This window comes from Mesorhizobium sp. P3_A9, from assembly GCF_056402975.1.
In genome coordinates, this window is sequence record NZ_JBFUGJ010000037.1 from 1 (window position 1) to 16,541 (window position 16,541).

Here is a 16,541-nt window from a genome sequence, read left to right on the forward strand (position 1 = left end):
GTGTTGCGCTGCAGCATTTTTTTGGTATCGTTGTGGTGAACCATTCGTTCAACGCATGGAGTTTCCGCATGAGGGATATCGCCAAGTCGGCCACGGCGGACTTTTCGCAGCCTGACACCGACTTTCCGCCGCCGATCGGCGGCCTCATCAAGCGCAGCTTCGATATTGCCGGTTCACTGGCTGGTCTGCTCGCTCTCAGCCCGCTGTTCGTCATGATAGCGCTGCTGGTCAAATTTTCCGACGGTGGATCGATTTTCTACGGTCATCGGCGAATCGGTCGCGGCGGACGGATCTTTCCGTGCCTGAAATTCCGCACCATGGTTCCGGACGGCGACAAGGTGCTGGCCGCCTATCTCGCCACCAATCCGGACGCCAACGCGGAATGGATAGCGACACGTAAGCTGAAGAACGATCCGCGCGTCACCCGTGTCGGMGCSGTGTTGCGCAAGCTCAGCCTTGACGAGCTGCCACAGATCATCAACATCCTGCAGGGCGATATGAGCCTTGTCGGGCCTCGCCCGGTGGTGCGCGATGAGCTGGAAATCTACGGCAGCGCTGCCGTGTATTATCTGAAGTCGCGGCCTGGCCTGACCGGGTTGTGGCAGGTCAGCGGCCGCAACGACGTCTCCTACGACAGCCGCGTCGCCTTCGATCGCCACTATGTCGAGAACTGGTCGCTGTTCGGCGACGTTCGCATCATCATCAAGACCGTGCCAGCCGTCTGGATGTCACGCGGCTCTTACTGACCGGCCGCCGGCACCAGGCATCCGGCGGCAAGCTCATCGGGCGATGGGGCTAAAACGGATCGGAATGTTCAGTTGAAAACAGACATGTTCGAAGCCTTTGGCAGCGGCCGCTTTTCCGGCCGCTCTCGGCTCATGGCCTCATGCCTTGCGGTGTCGCTCGCTTTTCTTCCCCAGCTCGCCATATCAGGCGAATACCAGCTCGGCTCGCAGGACAAGCTCACCGTCCGCATCGCCGAATGGCAGACCGTCGAAGGCACGTTCCGTGACTGGTCGGCGGTGAACGGTGAATACACGGTTGGCCCCAGCGGAACGCTGTCGGTGCCTTTCGTCGGCGAGCTGCCGGCGGCCGGCAAGACCACGGCGGAGGTCGCGGCGGCGATCAGCGAAGGGTTGCAGCACAAGCTCGCTTTGTCGGACAAGCCCGAAGCCTCGGTCGAGATGGCGCAGTTCCGGCCCTTCTATATTTCGGGCGAAGTACAGAACCCCGGCCAGTTTCCCTATGTGCCCGATCTGACGGTGCTGAAGGCGATCAGCGTCGCCGGCGGGATCAGGCGCAACACTGATTACGGCCCCCAGTTCGGCAAGGACCTGGTCACCGCCAAGGGCAATTTCGATATCTCCGACGACCAGCGCGTCCGGTTGATCGTCAGGCGCTCCCGCATCGATGCCGATCTGGCCGGCAAGACGAGCTTCGAGGCGCCGCAGGAGGTCGAGGGCGACCCGAGGCTGCCGACCATCGTCGCCGACGAGATGACGATCCTGACGGCGGACCAGAAGGCGCTGAAGCTGAAGCTCGAGGCGCTCGACGACCTCAAAGGTGTCCTGCAGGCCGAAATCGAATCGCTGCAGAAGAAGATCGTCAACCAGCAGAAGCAGGTCGACCTGGCGCAGCAACAGCTCGCCAGCATCGGTCCGCTGGCGCAGAAAGGCCTGATCGCCAATTCGCGGCTCCTGGATTCGCAACAGTCCGTCACCGACCTGCAAGGCAAGATCCTGGACTATGAGACTGCCATCCTCACTGCCAAGCAGTCGATCAGCAAGGCGACGCAGGACGCCATCGATGCCCAGAACACCTTGAGCTCGACCCTCGCCGCCGCCCGTCAGCAGACCGAAGCCGACCTGAACGAGGCCGCGCTGAAGGTGAACATGCAGAAGGGCCTGATCGCCCAGGCCAGCGATCCCTCGACAACAGCCGCCATCACCAACGACCAGCAGCCCACCCTGCTCTATGCGCTGGTGCGCAATGTCGACGGCAAGACCAGCGAAATCGCCGCCAAGGAAGACACGCCGGTGCTGCCTGGCGACGTGATCAAGGTCAAGCTGGCGCCGCTCGCCAGCCAGTAGGCCTCGGACTTCGGCGCGATCCAGCGCTTCGATCCATAACGCAGAGAATTCCAACCTCCGTCAGGCCTTGCCTGGCGGAGGTTTTGCTATGTGCGATTTGAGGCCGTGAAACGATAAAGCACGCCGCTTCGAAGGAATTCACGCGAATATCGTTGCCCCAAAGCCGCTATGCGCCTTTGGGCGACATGCATGGGTTCACGACGGATCGGCGATGGCCGGACGGCCGGCATGCCGGGGCCAGGCCGGCTCGCCCCTTGCGGCATCCGCCGGGTCGAAGGCCGGCGACCAGCGCGTGCGGGTGACGGGCAGCCGCGCCAGCTTGAAGTAGCTGAAATACATCAGGAAGGAGCCCATGATGTAGGGGTTCAGGATCTCGACTTCGACGAAGGAGCGGATGAGCAGCAGCACCATCACGCCGAACAGAACCACCGATTCGGCCTGCCATGCCCTGAAGATCACCGTCGAGACGTGGCCGTAGAGCGTGCGCAGCATGATCAGCGATATCATCGCCGTGCCGGTGAAGCCGAGTTCGACAAGCGCCTCGACATAGGTGTTGTGGAAATGGAAGCCGGTGCGGGTGGAGATGTAGAATTCGTTCCACAGCCGCTCGGCCTCGGCGAAACCCTGCACCCAATAGGCGGCATAGCCGACGCCAAGGATCGGCGAGCGCTGCGCGGCGTTCCAGCCCTGCTCCCACAGATAGGTCCGCCCGGTGAGCGTCGAATCCTTGCCGAAGAGGCCAAGCACGAAGTCCATGAGCCCGAGATTGAGGGCGACAAAGGCCACCACGACAATCAGGCCGGCGCCGACGACGAAGATCACCCGGCGATAGCGCCGCGACAAAAGCTTGGTCATGGCAAGAAGTGCAATCAGCGCCAGCACCGCCGGTATCGAGGCCATCGAGGTGGCGGAGTGCGAGACGACCAGCACATAGGCCGACAACAGCACGACAGGCACGGTCAGGATGAAGCTCAGCCGGCCACGCCGCAGGAAAGCGAGGAACACCACGGAGAAATAGATGCCGAGCGAGCCGACGAAGCCGATCTGGTTCTTGGAGGCAAAGGCGCCGACGAAATTGTAGGTGCCGTCGAGGACGTCCTCGGAATAGGCCCCGACCTTGAGCGAATAGACGAGGACGAAGAATATCCCGATCAGCGCGCCCAGCGTCAGGGTCCGCACGCTGACGGCGCGCGCCGCGACATAGGCGCAGGCAATGTGGGAAAGGTACTGGACCGCCGTTCTGGCGGTGACGCCTGGGGCCTGCGACCAGAAGACCGAGAAGAAGATATAGGCCGCGAACAGTAGTGGCAGCCAGGCGCTGGACATCTGCCGCAGGAAGCGCCGGTAGTCGACCAGGATGAGCGGAAGCCAGACGGCATAGTAGGCCAGGATCAGCACCTGGCCGAAAATGACGGAATAGGAGAACGCCCAGATCGAGACGGCCACGGCAAAGGCGCCATAGACCGAGTTCTTCTCCGGATCGACCAGCAGGGACTTTGGAATTTTCATCTCAGGGTCCCGTCGACGCGACCCAAGACGCGCAAGCCAGGCAGGCCGCAAGCCGGCTGGCATATCCGCAAACAGGGGCGTGCAATAAACGGCATCTCCATTGTGCAGTGCAATATAACCTATCGCACCGCATGCTCAATGGCAAATCCGGTCACCTTGTCTTACACCGGCGCGAAGGGCGAGAGATCAGCCGGTAGCCCGCGCCGCCACGGCCGCCTGGATCAGGCGGTCGGCGAGGATCGCCAGAAAGGCGATCGACAGGCCCGCGATCAGGCCCATGCCGGCATCGGCCTTGCCCAGTGCGACATAGACCGCCTGTCCGAGATCGCGTGTGCCTACCAAAGCGGCGATGGCAAGCATGGACAGTGCCGCCATGATGGTCTGGTTGAGGCCMAGCATSACCACCGGCAGCGCCAGCGGCAGCTTGGCCTGAAACAGCGTYTGCGCCGGYGTCGCGCCCATCTGTTCGACCGCCTCGACGATATCGGCGCGCACATGCCGTAAGCCGTGCTCGACATAGCGGATCGGCGGCACGATCGCGTAGAGCATGATGGCGATCAGCGCGGTGAACTCGCCGACCTTGAAGAACATCAGCGCCGGGATCAGGAAGACGAATTGCGGCATAGTTTGCAGCGCATCGCAGACCGACCTGAGGACGCGCGAGGCGCGTTCACTGTAAGCCGCCCAGACGCCGAGCGCGCCGCCGATCACCAGACAAAGCAGCACCGCCAGCGTGCAGAGGTAGAGCGACTGGATCAGCGCACCCCACAGACCGTTAAAGAGGATCAGCAGGAAACCCGCCGCGGCAAACAGCGCGAGCCGCAGGCCGGCGACCTGGAAGGCGAGCAAGGCAATGCCAAGGATKAACACCGGCCAGGGGAAACCGAGAAAGCCGGTGTAAAGCAAGGTACCGGCGACCAGCAGCGCGAGTGCCGGTCGCCAGCCAAAGCGATGCAGCAGCAAAGTGCAGCCAAGCAGGACCGCGACGGCATAGGCCGCATTCGCGGTCGGCGACAGCGAAAAACCCCAGATGGCGGGAACGGCGGCGCCCGATATGCCAATCCTGAGCGGCAGCAGCAGGCAATACAGCACGCCGTTGCGCAGGCCGTCGAAGAACCAGGCGTAGTCGCGCACGAGGCCAAGCAGCCATTGATTGATGCCGCCGACCTGCATGCGCAGCCCGCTCGCCGGCAGCCATGTCTCATCCGGCCATATCAAGCGGATGGCTATCGCCAGCATGGCTGCGAGCAGCAAGGCCATGACGAGCCGGCGGCCGGTCATCCAGGCCATGGCCGCCGTYGGTCCGGCCGGACGCTCCTTGGCGAAGCCGATGGTCAGCCGGTCGATGAGGATGGCAAGCAGCGCGATCACGAGGCCCGACAGGATGCTCTGACCGAACTCGGCCTTGCGCATCGACGACAGCACCTCCCAGCCGATATCCTCGAAGCCGCCGATGATGGCGGCGACGATCACCATCGACAGCGCCGCCATCGTTGTCTGGTTGAAGCCGACAAGGATTTGCGGCAGCGCGGTCGGCACTTCGACGTGCCAGAACTGCTGGCGTCGCGTGCATCCGCTCATCAAGCCGGCCTCGCCGATGTCGGAGGGCACGCGGTCGAGGCCGAGCATGGTGTTGCGCACCATTGGCGGCGTCGCATAGATGGCGCTGGCGATCAGCCCGACCACTGGGCCGAAGCCGAACAGCAGAAGCAACGGAATGAGATAGGCGAAGGCCGGCACGGTCTGCATCAGGTCCAGCGCGCCGAGCAGCGCCGGGCGCAGGCGCGGACTGCCGTGACCGAGCACGCCAAGCGCGAAGCCGAGCCCGGTGGAGATCGGCACGGCGAGCAGCACCAGCGACAGCGTGCTCATGCTTTGCGGCCAATAGCCGGCAAGCAGGATGTAGCCGAGCGCAAGCAGCGCGAAGGCCGCCAGCCGAATGCCGCTCGATTTCAGCGCCAGCGCCGCCATCGCCAGCATCACCGCCGGCCATGGCAGCCAGACCAGAACCAGGCGGGCGCCGCGCATCGGCGCGTCGAGGACAGCGGACAAAGCGCGAAATGCCGGCTGGACGACGGTCACGACGGCGTCGGTGGCCGCGTTGATGGCCGGCGCGAGCGGCAAGGTCCACTCCTTCGGGAACGTCACCAGCCAGGGGAAATCGATCTTCAGGACAAGACACAATGCGGTCAGAACGATGAACGCGCACCAAGGCAGAAGCGCCGGCTCGATCACCACCCTCGGCGAGGACCGGAACGATGCCGCCGGCGCGGTCACGAGCGCGTGCGCCTTTTCTGTTCGCGCTCCAGCACGGCCAGCACGGAACCGGCGGTCAACAGGGTCGGCGGTGCGGCGCCCTCACCCGCAACGCGGAACGCGCGAACACCAGCCGCCAGGCGCGGGATGAGTTCCTCCAGGCTGGTGTCGGCGGCGATGGTCTCCTCGGGCGCGGCCGTTGCCTCCAGCGGCGTCGCCAGATCACCGGCCGTGATGACGCGCAGCAGCGGCATGTCCTCGGTGAACTGCGCGACATAGTCGTCGGCAGGGTTGAGCACGATGTCGGCCGGGCGGCCGATCTGGACGATCTTGCCGGCGCGCATGATGGCGAGCCGGTCGGCCAGGCGGAAGGCCTCGGCCATGTCATGGGTAATGAAGACGATGGTCTTCTTCAGCTTCCTTTGCAGCCGCAGGAATTCGTCCTGCATCTGCCGGCGGATCAGTGGATCGAGCGCCGAGAATGGCTCGTCGAGGAACCACAGTTCCGGCCCGACGGCGAGCGAGCGGGCAATGCCGACGCGCTGCTGCTGACCGCCGGAAAGCTGATGCGGAAAGGAGGTTTCGCGGCCTTCCAGCCCGACCAACGCGATCATCTCGCGGGCACGGGCTTCGCGCTCCTTCACCGGCTTGCCCTGGATTTTCAGCGGGAAGGCCACATTGCCCAGGATGGTGAGATGCGGCAGCAGGCCGAAATTCTGGAACACCATGCCCATGGCATGGCGGCGCAGCTCGATGAGTTCCTTGCCGCTGGCCTTCAGCAGATCCTGGCCGTCGAGCAGGATTTCGCCGGCGCTCGGCTCGACCAGCCGTGACAGGCAGCGCACCAGCGTCGACTTGCCGGAACCGGAGAGCCCCATGATGACGAAGATCTCGCCTGTCGCGACTTCGAAGGTGGCATCGACCACGGCCGGCAGATGCGCCTCCGCGCGCAGCCGTTCGGCCAGCACGTCCGGCTCGATGACGTAGCCACGGGAATCGAAATAACAGGCGGGACGCCGCCCATAGACCTTCCACACATTGCGGCAGGCGAGCTTGATCGAGGGCGCGGCGGCATTCATCGCTTCAGGCCCTCACACGAGCCGAACCCGGCTCCGCAAAACGCGGAGCCAGGTCGGCAGATCGGCCACCGCACGGGCGAGGAGACATGACGTTTGTCACTTGGCCGCTTGTCACTTGGCCGCGTCGACCCAGGGCTTCCAGACGGCCTCGTTCTTGTCGACCCATTCCTTGACGACGGCATCGAGATCCTTGCCTTGCTTGTCGACGGCCAGCATCAGCTTCTGCTGTTCGGTGGCGTCCATCTTGAACGTCTTGAGCAAGGCATAGGCCGCCGGCCATTTGGCACCGAAGCCGGACCAGACGATCTTGTCGACATCGGGCGGCGTGATGCAGTGGTCGTTGCTCTGGACCTTGCAGGGCGGCATGGTGATCCAGCCGACMTCGTTTTCSGCSAGCGCGTAGTGCGGRCCCCAGAACATCATSACCARYGGCGACTTSGCSGCCTCGGAKGCYTCGAGTTCRGCGACMAGCGCGCCYTCSGAKCCGGCCGGCACGGCGGTGTATTGCATSGYRTTGTCGGCRAGRATGGTCGCSGCGCGCGAACCCCAGTCRGCGGGATARTCGAGGAAGCGGCCRTTGGGCGCGGTCTCSGGCGTCGACAGCGCCTGGATGCATTCGGGCTTGTTGAGCGCAKTCCAATCCGGCAGGCCAGGGCAGACCTTCTCCATGAACTTCGGATAAATCCAGCCTTCGCGGGTCTTGAGGTCAAGTTTGCCGACGTCCTCGATCTGCTTGGCGGCAAGCGTCTTGGGATAGATGTCGCCGACATTGTTCAKCCAGACTTCAACCGAGGCACTCAGCGTGCCGTCGGCAAGGCCGGAGAATTGCGGGAAGTTGCCGGCGGTGACGTATTCGACCTTGTAGCCGAGCTTTTCCAGCAATTGGCCGGCGATATGGGTGGAGACATGCGCGCCGGTCCATTCCAACATGGCGAGCTTGATCGGCTCGTCCTTGGCGCCGAGATCGGCGCTCAGGCCCGGCGTCGTGGCGGCCAGCACCAGCGCCAGGCCAATTCCGGCATTCCTCAATCTGTTCCTTGAATTCGGCATGATCATTCCCCTGTTTTTGGATGTTATGGTTCGAGCTGAATTTCATCCTTGATGGCGAGACTGCCGCTAGCCTCTTCCCACAGCCACTCCGCTGGCTGCAGGCATTTCCGGTCGACTACCTCGTGAAGTCTATGACGAACCTGCCTTTCGACTGGCCTCTTTCAAGCGTGGCGAGCGCGTCCGAGACCTGGTCCAGTCTGATGGTCTCGACGGTGGTTTCGAGCGGCTGTCTGGCGTGCATGGCGACCAGTTCACGCATTTCCTGTCTTGTGCCGACGCTGGTGCCGGTGATGACGACGCCGGTGGCTGTCAGCCATTCCTGAATGAGCGGCACTGGCTGGAACACCATGGCGGCGGCAATGATCCTGCCGCGCGGGCGGACGCCCGCGACCATGGCGTCCCAAGTCGCGGTGGTCGGCGCGAAGTTGATGCAGGCGTGATATTTTTTGGCCCTCGCCGCTAGCATCGACGGCAGGCCGCTGTCGGCGATCTCGGCTTCAGCCGCGCCATAGCGGCGCGCGATTTCCAGCTTCGCCGGATCGCGATCGACCGCGAGCACCTTGACGCCGAGCCGGCTGGCGATTTGCACCGCATAGAGGCCAAGCCCGCCGCAGCCGAAGACGATGGCGCTCTCGCCCGGCTTCAACCCGGCCCGCTTCACCGCGCCATAGGCGGTGATGCCGGCGCACATCACCGGGGCAGTGGTCACCGGGTCGATGGTCTCTGGCAGTGCCACCGCGAAACTGGCGTCGCAGACGACATACTCGGCAAAGGCGCCGGGAACATTCAGACCATGCGCGCGATGGTGCTGGCAGAAGGATTCGTCGCCATCCAGACATTCGTCGCAATGGCGGCAGGTGTCGTGGATCCAGGGCACGCCTGCCCGATCACTCAACGCCCAGCCGCTCACGCCTTCGCCGATCGCCTCGACGCGGCCGACGCCCTCATGGCCCATGACGAAGGGAGACGGCGCATGCGGCGGGATGCTCTCGCCGCGCCAGATATGCACATCGGTGTGGCAGACGCCGCAGGCCTGCAGCCGCACCAGGATCTGGCCTGGACCGGCGACAGGGCGAGGCACGCTGGTGATATCGAGCGGCTCACCATAACCGCCGAGGACCGCGGCCCGCATCGTTTGAGTGTGCGACGTCATCGATAATCCGCCCGGCCAATGCTTGCCTTTGCAGCCTAAGCCTGCAAAAATTATATGACAATAGAAAAATTTGTTAGAGCGTACAAAAATTTCGTCGGATATACGAAACCCATGGCGACCAGGACTAAGAAACAAAGGACCCGTATCGAGGACATCAGGCGCGTCGAGCTGATCGAGGCGGCGCATCGCATCTTCCTGCGCGATGGCCTGAAAGGCTTGACGACCACCCGCATCTGCCACGAAGCCGGCATGTCGCAAGGCATCCTGACCTATTATTTCAAGGACAAGGACCAGGTGCTGTTCGAGATGGTGCGATACGCCAACCGGGTTCTCATGGATGCCGTCGTCATCAATCTGCGTCAGGCGGAAACACGGTGGGATCGCCTGACGGCGATCGTCGATGGCAATTTTCCGGAGGAGAAGTTCGAGCGCAACACCGCCAACGCCTGGGTTTCCTTCTACGCGGAAGCCGCCCACAACCCGCGCTATGCCCAGCTGCAGGATCTTTTCTACAAGCGCCTGCGGTCGAACATCGGTTCGGCGCTGTCGCCGCTTTGTCCGAAGAGCGAGATCGACCACTTCGTGCGCGGCTTTGCCGCCATGCTCGACGGCTTCTGGCTGCGGCGCGGCCATTCCGACGAAAACATCTCGCATCTGGAGGCGAGAGCGCTGCTCATTGAATATTCGGAAAAGATGCTTGGCGCGGGCATGGTGTCGAAACTGAAAAGGCTTCAGCTGCAGGCGGCGTAACGTTCTCGAATGCGTCGCCGGCGGCGAGCGGTTGTAAGCGCTCCTAGCCGGCGCGGGTTTCACCATAAGGCTCCGCCGGTGATCTGAATATTTTCCATCGTGATGCCCTTGGCCAGATCCGAGCAGAGGAAGACCGCAAGGGCTGCGATCTCTTCGGGCTGCAGCATGCGCCCCTGGGGATTGCCCTTCCTGAATTCGTCCATCACCGCCTCGGCGCTGCGCCCCTTGCCTTCGCGCTCGACGACCTGCGCCACGTTGCGGCGCATCAGTTCGGTCTCGACCCAGGTCGGGCTGATCATGACGCAGGTAACGCCATGTGCGGCACCCTCCAGCGCCACGCAGCGGGTGAGACCGAGCAGACCGGCCTTGGAGGCGCAATAGGCCGGGTTGTCTTTCCAGCCGACGGAGGCGGCTGTCGAGCCGATGTTGACGATGCGGCCCCAGCCACGCTCGATCATGCCCGGCAGCACCGCACGCGTTGCGCGGAAGGCGCCGGTGAGATTGGTGTCGACGATCTTGTCCCACAGCGCGTCGGAGTGACCGCAGACCGGTTGCTCGGCGGTGGTGCCGGCGGCGTTGACCAGGATGTCGGCCGGCCCGATGGCCGCTCCAGCTTCCGCCGCAAAACGGTTGGTGACCTCGCTGTCGCGGACATCGAGATGAGCSGCATGRACCCWGGTGCCATGGRCCGACAAGGCCGAGCGYACGCGCTCGATCTCGTCGGCGCCGGGGTAGTAGGCGGCATCGGATTTATCGGCGCCGGCAGGCGCGATGTAGGAGCCGACGGCGACATTGGCGCCGGCCTGCGCCAGGGCGGTGGCGATAGCGAAGCCCATGCCGGAAAACCCGCCGGTGACGATCGCGCTGCGGCCGGAAAGGTTTGTCATCAGGCGTATTCTCCGCAGGTTTGARATTCAGACGGCAAGGTAGCCTCCATCGACGACCATTTCGGAGCCGGTGACGAATTTSGATTCATCSGARGCGAGGTAGAGSACCATGTAGGCGATGTCGTTGGGYTCGCCGAGGAASCCKATGGGRTGGCGGGAAAGTGCCTTGGCCTTTTCCTGCTCGAGCTTACCGAGGTCGCGCAGATAGTTCTCGGTCTGCGGCGTCCAGATATAACCGGGATGGATGGAGTTGCAGCGGATGCCGTAGCGCTTTTCAGCGCAGTGCACCGCGACCGCCTTGGTCAGCGTGCGCACACCGCCCTTGGAGGCACAGTAGGCGGCAAGGTCGGCTTCGCCGATGATGCCGTCGATCGACGACAAATTGATGATCGAGCCGCCGCCCGATTGCTTCATCAAGGCGATGCCCTGCTGGCAGCCGAAGAACACGCCGTCGAGATTGACGGCCATGGTGCGCCGCCATTCCTCGAGAGAGGTGTCCTCGATGTTTTTGGCAATGGCGATGCCGGCATTGTTGACCAGCACGTCGAGTCGTCCGAATTTTTGCTCGACCGCCGCCATTACCGGCGACCAGTCGTCGGGATTCGAAACGTCGTGACGAAGTGAGAGGCTTTCGCCGCCGTCTTGAGTAATCAACTCGGCCGTCTCGCGGGCAGCCGTCTCATCGATGTCGCTGACGACGACCTTTGCCCCCTCGGCCGCCAGCAGCAACGCAGCCGCCCGCCCGAGGCCCATGCCGGCCCCGGTGACGAGCGCTACCTTGCCTGCGACGCGGTTCACAAGATCAATGTCCTTACAGCGGTTTGCCTAGCCATTCGCGATAGAAGCCTTCGAGGTCGGGTTCGAAATCATGCACCAGGGGATAGCCGGGGGCTGCCGCTTCGACCTCGTGCATGGTGCCGCATTGCGGGCAGATGAATTCGCGGATCTCCATCCACTGCGGATCGGGAATGTCGCTGTTCGGGTAGATCTCGCGCAACGCTTCCTCGGTGTTGCGCACGTTGATCGCGGCCTTGAGCTTCCAGTTCTTGCGGTAGTCGCCGAAGGAATGGCCGCATTCGCAGCGGGTGATCCGCTCATCGCCGCTCTGGCAGATGAACAGGTGGTCCGAGACCGGCAACAGGATCGGGTCCTTCCAGGAGACGCGATCCTGGTAGACGGCGACCATCTTGAAGAAGCGGTCATCGTCCTTGTAGGCGCTCATGATGCGCCGCGTCTGCGGCCAGGGCAGCTGGCCGGCGGCCAGATCGGCAAGGATTTCCTTGCTGTACGAGGTCATGGCTTTGCTCCCGGCATGAAGATCGATYTGGCRTCGACGTTCCAGAAMTCRCTGAAWTCCCTGGTGAAGCGCGAGGAAAGCTTGATCGCGCTGGCGTACATTTTCTTCACCTCGGGGGCGAAGTCGGCCTTCTCGACGCGGCCACGCTCGGCGGCGATCCAGTCCGAAACGGGGATCGCTTTGGCCAGCCGCTGCTTGCGCATGGCGGCGCGGCGTTCGACCGTCGCGTCGATATCGGCAACCGGATAGCCGTCAGCGTCGTCCTTCAGAATGATGCCGAATATCTGGTCGGCCGCCTGGCGGGTGAGGAACCCGTTCTCGACATCCCAGGCCGTCTTGATCGGATCGCGCTCCAGCACGTCGCCATAACCACCGCCACCATTGTAGGAATGGCTGAAGATGTCGCCGGATTTGTGCGGCGAAGTGATGTAGGGACCCTCGACCACGACATGATCGCCGCCGATGTTCTTCTCGTAATCCGAGACATGCGGGTCGATGCCGGGCGCATGCGCCAGTGGTTCGCCTTTTGCCGCCAGTTCGTGGATGTTGGAGTTGCGCACGGCGCGATGCTTCTGGCAGGTCGGCGCGGGATAGCCGCCGCACATGCCGCCATTGTCGAACACTCTGGAAGAATGCTCCGAGGTGTGGAGCCGCAGATGCGAGGTCTTGTTGATCAGCCAGGTCGAGACGAAGGAACAGCCGCCGCGATATTTGCCGGCGCCGCCCGAATTGGGAACGATCGAGCGGCCGATATAGACCATCGGCATCGACTGTTCCCAGACCTCGATGTTGCCCATGTCGGATTCCGGATTCCAGCCGACATAGGCGGTGTCGAGACCGTCGGCGATGGCCAGCGCGCCGGAGCCGGCAGCAGCGCATTCGAAATGCGCCATGCCGAACGGCGTGCCGTACTGGCTTTCGCCACCCATCTCGATCATCGGGCTGTTGACCTGGCCGACAAAAGCTTCCTCGACGAAACCTCGGGCGACGAAACCGCGTGACAGCAACCGCTGGAACACGCCATAGGCCGGCAGCAGCAGCGCCCATGAGGTGGCGGTGGCGACCATCTCGTTGTCAGGGTTGGTCCAGGTGCCATGCGGCAGTTTCAGCTCGGTCGCCATCCAGGCGCCGTCATTGACCAGCCCTTCGAAATTCATGTGCTGGGTTAAGGTGACGAACATGCCGCCATCCATACCGGCCGGCGTGCAGTTCATCGAATGGTAGCCCCAGGGCTGCGTGCCCTCGAAGTCCATGGTGATCTTGCCGTCGGTGGTGATCTCCATCTCGATCGGGATGTTGTAGAGCCAGTCGGGATCGCCAAGCAGCTGGAAGCCGGGTTTTCCCGCGGTGACGTGGCCGTAGAAAGTGTGGCCGCGRTAGATGCCGGGCACGGTRAGCTGGCGGGTRCGGGCRAGYTGSGCGCGRCGGCCYTCCTCGATGAACTCCTTCGACACCTTCATCCARTAGTCGAGGCCGATCTCGGARATCAGCTGCTTGACGCTTTCGCGCATGTCGATGCAGGAGGCGACCTTGGCCTTCTCGTCSAGCACCCAGTAGATCGGCATGCGCAGATTGCGCTCGCAGCGGATGACATAGTCGCGGCGGATCTCGTCGTTCTCGCCGATCTTCTCGGCGCAGACGAACAGGCCTTCGGTGAAGCGCTCCTGGGCCAGACAGACGTCGCCGCCCGGCGTGATGCCGCCAGCCTCCAGTTCGTGGCAGACGGCACCGGCCCAGCCGACCAGAGTGCCCTCGTGGAAGATCGGCACCACGTCCATGACGTCGGGCACCTGAACGGTGCCGATAAAGGCATCGTTGTTGGCGAAGATATCGCCTTCGCGGATCTTCGGGTTTTCCTCRTARTTGTTCTTGATCATCCATTTAATGAAGCGGCTCATCGTGTGGACATGCACCATGATGCCGTTGGACAGCGCGATGGCGTCACCCTCGGGSGTGTAGATGGCGACCACCATCTCGCCGACCTCGCGCACGCCCGGCGAGGCCGAGATGCGGCGGGCCATTTCACGGGCCGAGACGCAATAGGCGCGCAGCTTGGTGTGCAGCGTCTCGAATTTCAGCGGATCCTGGTTGCGCAGCGTGAGCTCGGTGATGCCGTCATAGCAGCCGGTCTCTTCCATCAGCCGCTCGGAATCGAGCAGTCTTTCGCGAAGGCGCAGGGCCGAAGCAGGTTTGTCCAACATGGCGGTGCCCTCTCAAGCGTGGGTGTAGTGCAGCAGCGTCCATTCATCGACATGGACACGGTCCTGTGGATGAACGACGAGCGTGGTGGCGGGATGTTCGATGATGGCTGGCCCGATCACTTCATGGCCGGGCTGCAGGAGATCCATCTCGTAGAGGTTGGCCTTGTGCCAGCGCCCGCCAATATAGGCCTCGCGCACGCCCTTGTGGGCGGCTGCCGGATCGGACTTCCCGAGCGATCGCTTGAGCAGCACCGGCTTGACCTTGTCGGCGGTGGCGATCAACCCGAGTTCGGTGATAGTGAAGCCGGCCTCGCCATAGCGCGACACCCGGTGGTTGACCTTGGCGTAGACCGCCTCGAACTCGTCGATAACCCTGCGCATGTCGTCGGCCGAATTGACCTCGGCGATCGGCGCCATGACTTCGACATCCTCGAGCTGGCCGGTGTAGCGCATCATCAGGAACGGCACCGTCTTGATCTTGTCGCGGGCGTGGCCGTCGGTGATCATCTCGTCGACTGCGGCCTTGGTCAGGTCGTTCCAGACTGTGGTGACCTTTTTGCCGAAGGCGAGCAGTTCATCATCGCTGGCACGAGCGCCGATGTCGTGCTGCGTCGACACCGAATGGCGGCGCATGAAATCGGCCGTGGTGCAACCGAAGGCCGAGAAGGCGGCGGCGAACTGGAAGGTGATGATGTCCTTGAAGCCGATGCCCCTGGAACAGCCGGCCAGATGCAGGGGGCCGGAGCCGCCATAGGATAGCAGCGTGAATTCCGAGGGGTGGATGCCCTGGCCGGAGATGACGCGGCGCAATGCGTTGTTGGCGTCGGCCTCCAGCATGTCGATCATGCCTTCGGCGGCCTCCTCAACSCCRACGCCAAGGATKCTGGAGCACTTTTCCTCGAACGCCTTGCGCGCCTTTTCGACCTGCAGGATGACTTTGCCGCCGAGGAAATAATATGGATTGAGGCGGCCGAGGATGGCGTCGCAATCGGCGATGGTGGGCTCGGTGCCGCCCTTGGCGAAGCAGATCGGGCCGGGATCGGAGCCGGCGCTTTCCGGTCCGAGCGAGACCTTCTTGGTCAGCGGGTCGACCTTGAGGATCATACCGGCGCCGGCGCCGATCGTGTCGAGATGCAGCGTCGGTACGTTGAGCTTGAAGCGATCCATCAGCGGCTCGTTCTCGATCCGCGTCTGGCCACGCGAGATGACGCCCATGTCGAAGGAGGTTCCGCCCATATCCGAGCAGATCAGCGAGTCGTTGCCGATCAGCTTGCCAACATAGGCAGCTCCGAGGATGCCGCCGATCGGGCCGGAGATCATGGTTTCGTGCAGGCGCGGATGGTTGATCGAGGTCAGGCCGCCGAAGGAGAGCAGCGTCTGCACGCCATATTTGAAGCCGTATTTCTTCGAGACGTCCTCGATGCCCCTAAGCTGCTTGCGGCCGCGCGAGGTGGCATAGGCCTCGATCAGCACCGAGTTCAGCCGCGACTGTTCGCGGATGACCGGGCGGACCTCGTGGCTGGTGTAGACGAGGATGTCGGCCCCGGCCTTTGCGATCTCCTCGCGGCAGATCTCGGCAATGCGCTTCTCGTGCACCGGATTGACGTGCGAGAAGATCGTCATGATGCAGATCGCCTCGACCTTGTCGGCGATCAGTTTTTTCGCGGCAGTCGCGACTTCATGTTCATAGAGGGGCAGCACGATGTCGCCGAACTGGTCGATGCGCTCGGTGACACCATGGGTGCGGCGGCGCGGCACCAGCGGATCGGGATGGTGATGGGTCACCGCATGCAGCCGGTCGGCATAGGAATAGTCGGCCCAGGCCTGCAGGCCCCGGCCCATCAGGATCATGTCTTCCAGGCCCTTGGTGGTGATCAGGCCGAGGCGGCGGCCGGTGCGCGACAGCAACGTGTTGAGCATGCCGGTGCCGGAATAGAGCACGACGTTGACGCCGGAAAACAGCGACTCCAGCGAAATGCCCCAGGCATCGGCCGCGTCTTCGGCAGACGCCAGGAAGCCCTCGGCCTCGTTCTTCGGCGTGGTCGCCGACTTGCCAATTTTGAAGTGGCCGTCCTGATCGACAAGGATGGTGTCGGTCATGGTGCCGCCGGCGTCGATACCGATGACGATCGGATTGCCAATTATCGGGGCAGAGGGATTGGGTTGGGTCACGGTCGCCTCGGTATCTGGTCTAGGATGAAGCTAGGCTAGATTCGAGAGGCGGCCTCGCGCCATATGCCTAAAGACACAATGACGGTTGGGCCGGGAT

Annotated in this window: 13 protein-coding genes; 3 read left to right on the forward strand and 10 right to left on the reverse strand. The window is 63.2% G+C overall.

Annotated elements, in window-relative coordinates; translation table 11 throughout:
• Positions 1 to 68 precede the first annotated feature (68 nt).
• Entirely contained in the window at positions 69 to 746 is a 678-nt protein-coding gene (locus tag AC1DX0_RS08860) for a sugar transferase (protein ID WP_477218448.1), read from the forward strand.
• Between the two features lie 84 nt (positions 747 to 830).
• Complete coding sequence (locus AC1DX0_RS08865) at positions 831 to 2,090, forward strand: polysaccharide biosynthesis/export family protein (RefSeq protein ID WP_477218449.1); 1,260 nt, start codon at positions 831 to 833, stop codon at positions 2,088 to 2,090.
• Positions 2,091 to 2,285: 195 nt separating this feature from the next.
• Here AC1DX0_RS08865 and AC1DX0_RS08870 read toward each other — a convergent pair whose 3' ends face one another.
• The 5 genes from AC1DX0_RS08870 to AC1DX0_RS08890 form a co-directional block, all read right to left on the reverse strand.
• Complete coding sequence (locus AC1DX0_RS08870; protein WP_477218450.1) at positions 2,286 to 3,599, reverse strand: O-antigen ligase family protein; 1,314 nt, start codon at positions 3,597 to 3,599, stop codon at positions 2,286 to 2,288.
• A gap of 186 nt (positions 3,600 to 3,785) precedes the next feature.
• Positions 3,786 to 5,876, reverse strand: a complete 2,091-nt coding sequence (locus AC1DX0_RS08875; RefSeq protein WP_477355028.1) for an ABC transporter permease — start codon at positions 5,874 to 5,876, stop codon at positions 3,786 to 3,788.
• On the reverse strand, positions 5,873 to 6,934 hold the full coding sequence (locus AC1DX0_RS08880; RefSeq protein ID WP_477218452.1) for a quaternary amine ABC transporter ATP-binding protein: 1,062 nt from the start codon (positions 6,932 to 6,934) through the stop codon (positions 5,873 to 5,875). Before AC1DX0_RS08880 ends, AC1DX0_RS08875 begins: the two co-directional genes overlap by 4 nt.
• A gap of 111 nt (positions 6,935 to 7,045) precedes the next feature.
• A complete protein-coding gene (locus AC1DX0_RS08885) occupies positions 7,046 to 7,984 on the reverse strand; it encodes an ABC transporter substrate-binding protein (RefSeq protein WP_477355031.1) in 939 nt (312 codons plus the stop codon).
• 115 nt (positions 7,985 to 8,099) lie between these two features.
• On the reverse strand, positions 8,100 to 9,137 hold the full coding sequence (locus tag AC1DX0_RS08890) for an alcohol dehydrogenase catalytic domain-containing protein (RefSeq protein WP_477218454.1): 1,038 nt from the start codon (positions 9,135 to 9,137) through the stop codon (positions 8,100 to 8,102).
• Positions 9,138 to 9,248: 111 nt separating this feature from the next.
• Here AC1DX0_RS08890 and betI point away from each other — a divergent pair, with 111 nt between their 5' ends.
• The gene (gene betI / locus AC1DX0_RS08895) at positions 9,249 to 9,887 is read left to right on the forward strand and encodes a transcriptional regulator BetI (RefSeq protein WP_477218455.1); all 639 of its coding nucleotides are present in this window, start codon (positions 9,249 to 9,251) and stop codon (positions 9,885 to 9,887) included.
• A 59-nt stretch (positions 9,888 to 9,946) separates the two neighbouring features.
• Here the strand turns inward: betI and AC1DX0_RS08900 are convergent, their stop codons facing one another.
• Genes AC1DX0_RS08900 through AC1DX0_RS08920 form a run of 5 tightly spaced genes read right to left on the reverse strand, consistent with a single transcriptional unit; the run spans position 9,947 to position 16,414 of the window.
• On the reverse strand, positions 9,947 to 10,774 hold the full coding sequence (locus tag AC1DX0_RS08900; RefSeq protein ID WP_477355034.1) for an SDR family NAD(P)-dependent oxidoreductase: 828 nt from the start codon (positions 10,772 to 10,774) through the stop codon (positions 9,947 to 9,949).
• Between the two features lie 27 nt (positions 10,775 to 10,801).
• Positions 10,802 to 11,572 (reverse strand): glucose 1-dehydrogenase, encoded by a 771-nt coding sequence (locus tag AC1DX0_RS08905; RefSeq protein ID WP_477218457.1) that lies wholly within the window; start codon positions 11,570 to 11,572, stop codon positions 10,802 to 10,804.
• 13 nt (positions 11,573 to 11,585) lie between these two features.
• Positions 11,586 to 12,071: an acetone carboxylase subunit gamma gene (locus tag AC1DX0_RS08910; protein WP_477218458.1), complete on the reverse strand. Its 486-nt coding sequence runs from the start codon at positions 12,069 to 12,071 to the stop codon at positions 11,586 to 11,588.
• Complete coding sequence (locus tag AC1DX0_RS08915) at positions 12,068 to 14,272, reverse strand: hydantoinase B/oxoprolinase family protein (protein WP_477355037.1); 2,205 nt, start codon at positions 14,270 to 14,272, stop codon at positions 12,068 to 12,070. Before AC1DX0_RS08915 ends, AC1DX0_RS08910 begins: the two co-directional genes overlap by 4 nt.
• Positions 14,273 to 14,284: 12 nt before the next feature.
• Complete coding sequence (locus AC1DX0_RS08920; protein ID WP_477355049.1) at positions 14,285 to 16,414, reverse strand: hydantoinase/oxoprolinase family protein; 2,130 nt, start codon at positions 16,412 to 16,414, stop codon at positions 14,285 to 14,287.
• Positions 16,415 to 16,541: the final 127 nt, after the last annotated feature.